We start from the raw sequence: 9,640 nt of genomic DNA, 5'->3' as shown, positions 1-9,640 counted from the left end.
AAAATTTTGGGATTATGAAGAAGATATTTAATCTTTTAATCAACCTTAAACTATTTACTTTTCCTAATCTCCACAATTACGATGCTTTTTCATGTCTTATTTGAAAACGCTATAACAGTACCAATTATTGTCAAGGATAAGTACCTAAGTAAAATTAATTACACATCTAAGCCACTACTCCGTCAGACTTCTGGTGTGAGGAAACAGTGAACTGAAAACTCAAATCCGATCCCTAATAGCTGTTTCCCGTCTCCCGTCTCCTGTCTCCTGTCTCGACTAGGAAATTAATTTTGCACGACTACTTATAGCTATAAAAATGAGTAACTTTAAAAAGCTTTAGGTAGGTTTTTGGTTTCTGTAGTTAATCCCAGATGGTATCATTGAATTATTGGCCACACCTGCACTGAGTTATCAGTCTGGTTAATTTTTTCGGAAGAGAGATTTATTTTCTAATTTTGTTTCTAGCATCGTATTTTTGCTATTTGTCAACCTAAATTTAACCAATAAAATAAGGACGCTGCCAATTGCGTCCTCAAGGTATCTGGAAAAGGCTTTTTTCCTAGACTTTCCGAGAGTAGTATTCCACTACTAACAGTTCATTAATCGAGAGGGCAATCCATTCTCTTTCCACAACGCCATTAACTTTGCCCACGAGGGTATTTTTGTCAAATTCCAAATGACTCGGCAGGTTGGCTAAACCGGGGTATTCCATATTTCTTTTGACTAGATCCTGGGAACGCTCTTGATTTCTAACTCCAATCACATCACCCGGACGGCACTGATAACTGGCAATATCCACAACTCTACCGTTAACGGTGACGTGACCGTGATTGACTAATTGTCGCGCCCCCGGAATTGTCCCGGCCATACCGAGACGGAAAACGGTATTATCCAGACGCATTTCTAAGAGTTGCAGCAGCACCTGACCGGTGGAACCAGTAGCCCGGCGAGCTTTGCGGACATAGCGAATTAATTGTTTCTCGCTGACACCGTAGTTAAAACGCAGTTTTTGTTTTTCTTCTAGACGAATGGCATATTCTGAACGTTTTTTGCGGGCCTGGCCATGTTGCCCTGGTGCATAGGCACGACGGGCATTTTTACGGGTTAGGCCCGGTAATTCCCCTAAACGACGCACAACGCGCAAGCGCGGTCCTCTATAACGAGACATACAGACAGTCTGCTCCTATTTAAATTTATCCCAAAACTGTTATCATAGCACAAATTGAGCAATTTAGTTGGGAAGTGGGAGTAGGGAGTGGGTAGAGGGAATTATGAATTATGAATTATGAATTATGAATTATGAATTGGGGAGCGGGGAGTGGGGAGCAAAAAGCAGCAAGATTGGATCGGGGTATCCTGACTCCTGACTCCTATCTACTGAGGGCAGGTGATGTATTTTTTTCGTTAAAGATGAGGCTAATCTCCCCCATCTTAGGGCATACTGTGAGTGTAACGAAGCACTATATTACTCAGGTTGCTTTCCCACTCCTTCCCTAGCTGAATCTCTATCTTGGAGAAGCCATAGTCATGATCGAAATGAAAGTCGCTGGAATTGCCCTAGACGCTATCACTCGCAGTCCCATTGTACTGCTGAAGGATGGTTCTGAGCGTCGCGCCCTACCTATCTACATCGGACAAGATCAGGCTAAGGCCATTATGACCGTCCTCGAACAACAAAAACCCCCTCGTCCTCTCACCCACGATTTGATCGTTAATATTTTTAAAGCTTGGGACATGGATTTAGAAAAAATTATCATCCATTCTCTCCAAGATAATACTTTTTATGCTGTTCTCTGTCTCCAGCGCGGCGAAGTCAAAAAAGAAATCGATTGTCGTCCCAGTGATGCGATCGCTATTGCCCTGCGTACCAACAGTCCCGTCTGGGTAATGGAAGAAGTGATCGCTTCCGCTTCTATTCCTGTTGATCGTGACGCGGATGAAGAGGAACGTCAAGCTTTTCGCAATTTCGTCTCCAATCTTAGCCCCTCAGACCTGATCCAACGTCGCGGTGATTTTAGTGATCAGTGATCTTGAAGCGGTCAGCCGTCAGCCGTCGGCTAGATAAAAATGATAATAACAGGGAAATTATTAGGGGTCGAGAATAGAATCGCCCCCATCCCCTCCCATTCGGAACCTTACATGAGACTTTCGCCTCATACGGATATTGGAACCCACATTCCGCACCCTCAACTGTCACATAATAGCTCCTGCAAGCGTGGTGTTTGATTACTGCTAATTCTAACGGAAAATCTTGCCCCTTGCCTCTTGCCTCATCTCAACAAGCAATTTAATTTAAATGCGCGAGCAGAGCTTATCCAAAAAGGTTTTTAGATTTATTCAGCAGGCCCTATTTAGGGTCTGCTGAAAAAGTTTTTCCTAGGGGCAGGGTGTAGGGTGTAGGGTGTGGGGTGTGGGGTTTTACCGATTTTCAGGGAAAAAGTAGCTGAATTTCCCCCTGATCACTCCCATATCTGGTACTTTTGGATTTCAAAAAAGGCTAAAAGTCTTATCCAGCAAGGTTTTTAGATTTATTCAGCAGGCCCTATTTAACGATCGCTGCCGTTTTCCTGTACCGATCCTAACTGTTGACGCACATCATCGATCGCTAGATTTAACTGGGCAATTTTATCTTCTAAACTGCGGCGGGCCATTTCCATGCCTTCCTCGGGAGTCAAGCGCCCATGGCGGATACCCTCCACAAAGGACTGATTATCACCAGCTGCTAAACCGCGGCGGCTGCGATTAGCCAACACTGTCCCCAAAACACCGCCCACTAAACCACCGACAATCGCACCGGCTAAAAAACCGCCCGCAAACCCATCTCGCTGACTCATAATCCGTTTTTCTCCTAATAGGTTCCAAAAGCTCGATCGCCGGCATCGCCCAACCCCGGCACGATGTAACCGCGGCTATTTAGTCCTTCATCGATAATAGCCGTATAGATGTTCAAGCTGGGATAATTTTGACTCAATTTCTGTAAAGCCGGCGGGGCAGCCACCACGGAAATCAGGCGAATTAGGGCAGGATCAACGCCTCTGCTGGTAATTTCTGCCATTGCCGTTGAAATTGATCCCCCCGTGGCTAACATCGGTTCGAGAATTAACACTCTCGTGGCCGGATCAAAACTAGCCGGTAATTTATTTAAATAACAACTCGCCTCTAGGGTTTCCTCATTTCTGGCTAAACCGAGATGATAGGTACTAGCTAGGGGTAAAAGACTTTGCGCCCCTTCCAACAGGGCTAATCCTGCGCGTAAAATCGGGACTACGGCGATCGGTACGCTAGGATCGATAAAAGTAGCGGGACATTCCGCTAGAGGGGTTTTAACGCTAGTTTCCAGGGTCGGCAGCCATTGCCGCGCCGCTTCGTAGGTTAACCAGCGCCCTAGTTCCGTCATCGCTGTTTTAAACAGTACCGGGGGGGTATTTTGATCGCGGGCGATCGCCAGCCAATGCTTAACCAGAGGGTGTTCGGGAACGTAGACGCGCAGTTGTAAAACCATGAAAACACGAGAACTCGATCGAGGGCTAAACTTTATCTTAAGCCAAAAAGCCATCAGCCTTGAATTAGTTATCAGTTTCTGAAGGCAAGGGGCGACAGGCACTCATGCAAAAGAAAGAATCTGGCAATTCTCCTACCTAAAAAGAAGGGCAAAAACTAAGTACATCAAAGCTTTTAGCTTAACCAATTAGGTTTTAGATTCGGCCTTTGGTATCGGTTATCAGTTCACTGATGACTGAAAAAGCCCTTGTCAGAGGTCTGCCCGAATATGTAACAATTTATGGGAGAAACCCCCAGCAAATTTAACGAGAAAAACATGGCAGCTACAATTAAGAAAGGAGCTTTAGTCCGCGTGGTGACGGGAAACCTAGAAAATAGCCTCGAAGCCCTAGCCAGCGATCGCCGTTTACCCAGTTATATGTTCAACTCGACAGCAGAAGTCTTGGATGTAAAAGATGATTACGCTTTGATTAAATTCTATGTTCCTACCCCCAGTGTGTGGCTAAAGCTCGAACAACTGGAACCCGTCTGATGAGGATATTGCCTCATCCATAAATCATGGTTGACTTCTACGATACACTCATCCCCTGCCAATCGCCCCGAGTCTCGGTTATTGGTGCCGGTAACGTCGGACGCACCTTGGCCCAACGCATCGCCGAAAAAAACCTCGCCGATGTGGTTCTCCTCGATATCGTCAATGGTTTGCCCCAGGGTATTGCCCTAGATTTGATGGAAGCTCAGGGCATAGAACTGCACGACAGCGAGATTATCGGCACTAATAACTATGAAGACACGGCAGGCTCGAATATTGTCGTGATTACGGCTGGATTAGCCAGAAAACCGGGCATGAGTCGCGATGATCTCATGAATGTCAATGCCAAAATTGTCGTCGAGGCCGCCACTAAATGCCTCAAGTATTCTCCAGAGGCCATTTTTATCGTCATCACTAATCCCCTTGATGTGATGACCTATCTAGTCTGGCAAGCAACCGGTTTACCCCCCCAAAGAGTGATGGGAATGGCCGGAGTCCTCGATTCTTCCCGTTTACAAACCTTTATCGCCATGGAATTGGGGGTTAGTACCGCCGACGTTCATGCTATGGTTTTGGGTGGTCACGGTGATTTAATGTTACCCCTACCCCGTTACTGTACCGTCAGTGGTGTGCCGATTACCGAATTAATGGACGAGATGACGATTAATCGTCTAGTGGAGAGAACTCGCAACGGTGGGGCTGAAATCGTCAAATTACTGCAAACTGGCGGCGCTTATTACGCCCCTGCTTCCTCTGCCTGTACCATGGTCGAGACGATATTGAGAAATCAATCCCGTTTACTGCCGGCGGCAGCCTATCTCAAGGGTGAATACGGTTTACAGGATGTCTATCTGGGGGTTCCCTGTCGCCTAGGATGTCGGGGTGTGGAAAGTATTCTGGAGGTGCGTTTGACCGATGCTGAACGTCTGGATCTACACACTTCTGCCGCCTCAGTTCGTCAGAATGTTCATTTAGCCCTTGACAGTCTCAAGGTTTTGATGTAGTTAATACAACTCATATTTTAAGAGGGTACAGGGCAAAGAACCGTTATACAAGGGAGTGCGACGGGAAGAACGCAGGCCGATTTGTTTAGTCAGTTCTTTGTTTCCCGATAAAATATAGGCTGTCCAACCCTTAAACCTCTGTTTTAAGACATCACCGAAGGATTTATATAGGGTCCCTAATTCTTCGGTATTGCCCAATCTTTTGCCGTAAGGGGGATTACAGAGAATAATCCCTCGATCGCTCGTCGGTTCTAAGTCGGTGATGCTTTGCAAGCTAAAATTAATGTGGTCCTGCACTTGACAAAAATAGGCATTATCCTCGGCCTGATGTAGAACCTCATAATCGGCATCACTAGCATAAATTGGCGCATTTAGCTGAGATTTTTGTTTTTCTTTAGCTTCCTTAACCAAAGATTGCCATAAATCCGGTTGATAGTCTGGCCATTTCTGGAATCCGAACTGGGAACGGGATAAACCGGGGGCAATATTTAAAGCTTTTAACGTCGCTTCGATGACAATAGTTCCCGAACCACAGAAAGGGTCTAAAAGCGCCATATCATCCTGCCATGCCGATAATTCTACCAAAGCAGCGGCGAGACTTTCTTTCAGAGGTGCGACTCCCATGGCCCGATGATACCCGCGACGATGCAAACTGTGGCCAGAACTATCTAAACTAAGCACACAGCGATTTTTCTCGATATGAGCGTTAATTTGCAGGTCGGGATTTTCTGTATCCACAAAAGAACGGGGATTCCCCTGTTGACGCTGTTGGTCGATAATAGCGTTTTTGATGCTTAAGGCGGTGTAATGGGTGTGATTGAGGCGATCGTTCGTTCCCGTACATTGTACCGCTAAAGTTTCCTCACTGGTGAGATAATCGCGCCAATCAATGGCTTGAATGCCATCATACAGTTCCTTCCCATCCCCACAGGGAATTTCGGCAATGGGAACCAAAACCCGAAAAATAATTCTTGACCAAAGATTGACTCGATAGAGTAGGGAGATATCCCCCTGAAAATGGACTCCGGTGAATACGGGTTTCACTTCTTTGGCCCCTAGGAATTCTAATTCCCTAGCGGCAATTTCTTCTAGTCCCCTCGCGGTAGTAGCAAAATAGGATCGAGTCATTTCAGTTATCAGTTATCAGTTATCAGTTTTCAGGTTTCAGTTATCAGTGACTAGCGCCGGTCGTTGGTAGCTTGAAATCAGAAAGATTGGCTCTCTTGAGTTTGGTGGGTAAAATATATTCTAAGATACAGTTGGGCTGGCGGGGGAGTGGAGCGAACCACAAAGACACAAAGGACACAAAGATCGATCGATCCTATATTAAGTTAAACTCATCATACGGGGAATAAGAGAGCCAAAGATTTTAATTTTTACCCTCTTGTAAATTCCCTATCTCATACGCTCTTTCTTTATCTTGCAGGTAGTCGGCGATCAAATCAAGTTTTTGTCAGGAAATATTAAGGGTTTCTCCCAATCAAGACTAGACAGCATTCTCTGAGAAAATAATGTAGGCGCTCATCATCGTTAGGGAAATTTTTCTCGCGAGTCCCCTGAGCTATATTTGCTAGTTCTGTTTCTCTTATCTCTATATTATCCAGCCAATGCTCAAAATCTCCTTTTTCCATGTATTCTTTAAATTTATTGGGATTATCTATAGATAATTCGAGTAATTCTGGGATATTGTTAACGCGTTTTCCTCCACCCTTGTCTAAGTTAAAATAGAAAGGTGGATTATATTGTGGATTTCTACTGTAATTTTTAATTTTATTAAGAAGATTTTTAAAACAATCATTATCATCAATCATTGATTCTACTATTTGATACATTCGTGTAGATTTCACTTCTTGATTTTGAATATGTTCAAATAAATTATTGATAAGTTCATTTAAAAGGTCTTGTTTATCTGCTCCTTGTGCTTGCATCAAAACTTTAGTATTCTCTACTTGATCAGCTAGGTAAACTTCACCTAAAGTTTGCAGTTTCGATTTTAATGAGTCATTTTCTATCTCAATAATAGCATTATCTCTATGATCAATCATTGATTTTACTATTTGATACAGAGGAATAAAATATCTTATAGGTTTTATCCAAAATATTCGTGTACTTTTCACATCTTCATTTTGTTTTTCAATTCCTTTGTACCAGATTTTTTTTAAACTTCCTTCACCGTCTCTTAACTCGGCAATACTACCTTCTTCAGTAAGTATTGAGAAGTACATAGGTAAAATTATCTTTCTAGTTGCTGGTATTAATAATAACACCGATATTACAACAATTAAAATAATCCCAGTGATAATATTTGCACCAATTACGTTTCCTACCATGGGAATAAGAATAGCACTTATCGATTCTAATGCGTAACTAATTATGTCTAATACTGCAAAAACAGCACCCGCTAATCCCAAGAGTTGGATAGTACCAAAAACACTTTTAATCCAAGTACCCTCTTCTGGTCCAAATCGTAAAGTTTGCATATAGGTTTCCCAAACAATTGGCTTCTGAGCAACGGGTAAATTATTAAAGTATAAATCATTGATTTTAGGCTCAATATTAGTGGCAATATATCTACCAATTCTAACGACCTGATGATTACTTGCATTGACAAGAAAGATGATCAATCCACAAGAGGCGGGAACCATTATTCCCAGAATAATTGCTGAAGGAATTCGCCGTTCAATTGGAATATCATATTTTTGTGGAGATATTGTTTCTGTTGCCGTGTCTTTTTCTTTAATGACCAAATTCCCTTTACTTGTTGGTTCTGTGATCCAAGTTGTTTCCACTTTTCTTATGTTATTTTCTACTTGATCAGTGCGTTTGTGTTCCACTCTATGATTAGGTGTTTCAGTAACAGTTGTTGTCTCTTTCATGATGGGAAGATTAGCGATGGGACTGATCCCAATTCCCAGTAAAGTCAAAACTAAACCACCCCCAAAGACAATAACATTACTGCGATTTTGCACGGTTTGTAAAATTTCCGTTCTCAGGGTTTTATACTCCTCCATACACACATCGATCGCTTTATTGATATCGGGTTGATTGTTGTTATTAGGCATTTTTTAACTCCCGAATTTATATATAGTTGTAATTTTATCTGGTCAAATAAGTAGGTAGTCGTTAAAAATTATCAGACACCCACCTTATCAAGGGTAGATCCCCCCGCCTATCGGCACCCCCCTTATCAAGGGGGGCAGGGGGGATCAAACCTAAAATCCATTTCTAATTGAATTATAACCAGCCAAATAGAATTACACTATTGGCTTAAACTTTTCTTAATTAGTTCCAATGCGATTTGTAAATTAGCCTGTGTCCAAAGGAGAGGAGTGGCATCATTAGGAATATATTTTCCCTGTTCTAGATAGTATAATTCGGGACATTTAAACTCACCCACGGGGGAATCTTTTCGCGTAATTTGTCCGAGAGAACGATTAAAGTAATGGGTTTGTAGGTTGAGGTATTTTTCCTGACCTGTACTCTGGAATTTAAGTCCAAAAATGGCAGAAATAATCGGATCAAAAATACACCATTGTGCTTCTTCGCCTAGGTTTAATCCTCTCCCTTGTTCCTGTAACCAACTTTCCCTTTCTGTCGATACCGTGGTGCGGATTTCTGGGGGAATTAAGCGATAGTCTCGACACCAAAAAGAATCACCTAAATAGCGACGAATACCGTAATCTCCCTGAAGGTGAACGATAACATTATTAAGAATTTGATCGGCGATATTTGTCTCCACCACTTGTAAGGGATAAATCAAAAAAAGTAGGGCTGCATCATAACTTCTTGCCTGCGCTACTGGTAGAAGACACTCGGCTGGTAAAATACGGTATAAAGCTTGTTCTCCTATCTCAATTAAGTCCGCTAAAAATGCCGGTGTAATCCTGCGATTTTCGGCTGTGAGATTTATCTCTGTCTCGATTAATAACCTTTTTAATTCGCGTAATCCCGCTACCACAACCCCGATGCTAGATGCTTCTATTTTGCGGGTTTCTTCCCAGTGACCGCTATCCTCATCCTGCCAATAACTAATCGCTTGAAAATATAAGGGGAATAGGGCAATTGTTTCTAGACAATGGGGGGAAAGCTGAATATATTTTTCCCGTGCTAAACGACAATAAAACCAGAGAAAATAGCCAAGGGCATCATTTTGTGCGTGTTGCCAAACTTGGTCAATTTCCGTCAGTGTACGTCCCTCAAAACGAATATGAGGACGTTCCATGATCTTTTCAGGATTAACTCGACCTTGGATAATATTAATAAAACGCCTTTGGAACTTTTGAAAATAGTTCATCAAAGTCTGAATATTCTTGACAGCGATCGCTGTCTGTCCGATAATATAGTGAGAATAAGCCAGATAAACGTTATCCCTCAGCCAAACATTGGCATATCCCGTGTATTCTGTCTCATTACTGACTAATGCTGCTGGAAATAAGCCATTTTCTAGCCGGGGAAAACTCAAGACATCATTTTCCGACAAAAACGCAGATAATCTCTGAATATCCTCCAGAGAGTAGCGGTATTTAATGAAATCGAGAATTTTTTCGTTGTGAACAACTAGCATCGGCAAAATACCCCAATAATCTGCTCAAAAACGAATTTA

The 9,640-nt window shown here is 42.8% G+C and carries 9 protein-coding genes; 3 read left to right on the top strand and 6 right to left on the bottom strand.

The genetic code is table 11. The features are described 5' to 3' along the window. Window positions 1-559: 559 nt before the first annotated feature. Window positions 560-1,168: a 30S ribosomal protein S4 gene (rpsD, locus tag LW728_RS11585; RefSeq protein ID WP_002798058.1), complete on the bottom strand. Its 609-nt coding sequence runs from the start codon at window positions 1,166-1,168 to the stop codon at window positions 560-562. Between the two features lie 359 nt (window positions 1,169-1,527). On the opposite strand from rpsD, the gene LW728_RS11580 reads away from it, so the two are divergent. Then, window positions 1,528-2,028 (top strand): bifunctional nuclease family protein, encoded by a 501-nt coding sequence (locus LW728_RS11580; RefSeq protein WP_002803501.1) that lies wholly within the window; start codon window positions 1,528-1,530, stop codon window positions 2,026-2,028. 518 nt (window positions 2,029-2,546) lie between these two features. Here the strand turns inward: LW728_RS11580 and LW728_RS11575 are convergent. Continuing rightward, window positions 2,547-2,834 carry a ssl2009 family thylakoid membrane protein gene (locus LW728_RS11575; RefSeq protein ID WP_002803502.1) on the bottom strand — a complete coding sequence of 96 codons (288 nt, stop codon included), beginning with the start codon at window positions 2,832-2,834 and terminating at the stop codon, window positions 2,547-2,549. Between the two features lie 14 nt (window positions 2,835-2,848). Beyond that, window positions 2,849-3,502, bottom strand: coding sequence for a uracil phosphoribosyltransferase (gene upp / locus LW728_RS11570; RefSeq protein ID WP_046663119.1), 654 nt, complete (start codon window positions 3,500-3,502; stop codon window positions 2,849-2,851). A gap of 315 nt (window positions 3,503-3,817) precedes the next feature. Here upp and LW728_RS11565 point away from each other — a divergent pair, with 315 nt between their 5' ends. Both LW728_RS11565 and mdh read left to right on the top strand, forming a co-directional pair. After that, window positions 3,818-4,033: an NAD(P)H-quinone oxidoreductase subunit O gene (locus tag LW728_RS11565; protein WP_002758722.1), complete on the top strand. Its 216-nt coding sequence runs from the start codon at window positions 3,818-3,820 to the stop codon at window positions 4,031-4,033. Between the two features lie 26 nt (window positions 4,034-4,059). Continuing rightward, window positions 4,060-5,037, top strand: a complete 978-nt coding sequence (mdh, locus tag LW728_RS11560) for a malate dehydrogenase (protein WP_002803506.1) — start codon at window positions 4,060-4,062, stop codon at window positions 5,035-5,037. Here mdh and LW728_RS11555 read toward each other — a convergent pair whose 3' ends face one another. From LW728_RS11555 to LW728_RS11545, 3 genes are all read right to left on the bottom strand, one after another. Beyond that, on the bottom strand, window positions 5,038-6,165 hold the full coding sequence (locus tag LW728_RS11555) for a THUMP domain-containing class I SAM-dependent RNA methyltransferase (protein WP_287766737.1): 1,128 nt from the start codon (window positions 6,163-6,165) through the stop codon (window positions 5,038-5,040). Window positions 6,166-6,500: 335 nt separating this feature from the next. Beyond that, window positions 6,501-8,099: a hypothetical protein gene (locus tag LW728_RS11550; protein WP_287766736.1), complete on the bottom strand. Its 1,599-nt coding sequence runs from the start codon at window positions 8,097-8,099 to the stop codon at window positions 6,501-6,503. A gap of 197 nt (window positions 8,100-8,296) precedes the next feature. Further along, window positions 8,297-9,601, bottom strand: a complete 1,305-nt coding sequence (locus LW728_RS11545) for a glycoside hydrolase family 15 protein (RefSeq protein WP_287766735.1) — start codon at window positions 9,599-9,601, stop codon at window positions 8,297-8,299. Window positions 9,602-9,640 lie beyond the last annotated feature (39 nt).

It is taken from the genome of Microcystis sp. 49638_E5, assembly GCF_021300285.1.
Classification (GTDB): Bacteria; Cyanobacteriota; Cyanobacteriia; order Cyanobacteriales; family Microcystaceae; genus Microcystis; species Microcystis aeruginosa_C.
The sequence above is the reverse complement of the archived record's forward strand: the minus strand, read 5'-3'. Positions and strand labels throughout refer to the sequence as shown.